Annotated in this window: 1 pseudogene; it reads left to right on the forward strand. The window is 60.8% G+C overall.

The annotated features are described in order from the left end of the window. A pseudogene (locus ACM6IO_RS27935) lies at window positions 1-479 on the forward strand (toxin); the annotation flags it as partial.

The raw sequence follows: 479 nt of genomic DNA on the forward strand, positions 1-479 counted from the left end.
GGTCGGCAATGTGCTGAACATCGAAGACGCCGCGCTGCCGATCCGCTACTTCGCCAATCAGCGTATCGAGCCGATCAGCGATTATTGGTACGACACACTCTACCGATTGATCGCGGCCACAGGTTGGGAGGCCGGCGCGGTCAAAAACGGCCCGTCGTCGGCAATGACGGCGGACCCCGCCATGCCCGGCAACTACCGCCAGACCTACCATTATGACGCCGGCCACAACCTGCTCGAACTGACCCACATCGGCCCGCAAAACCACGGCCATCGTCTGGTCGCCGATGCTCACAGCAACCGCTGCCTGCCGGTGCGCAATGGTATCGAGCCGACTGAACAAGACTTCCGTGACAGTTTCGACACCAACGGCAACCTGCTGAAGCTGCAACCGGGGCAAACGCTGCGTTGGGACGCGCGCAATCAATTGTGTGAAGTCCGCCCGGTGGCGCGTGATACCGAAAACGACAGCGAGTATTACA

The sequence above is a fragment of the Pseudomonas sp. IT-P44 genome (assembly GCF_949768225.1).
In the GTDB taxonomy this organism is placed as follows: Bacteria; Pseudomonadota; Gammaproteobacteria; order Pseudomonadales; family Pseudomonadaceae; genus Aquipseudomonas; species Aquipseudomonas migulae.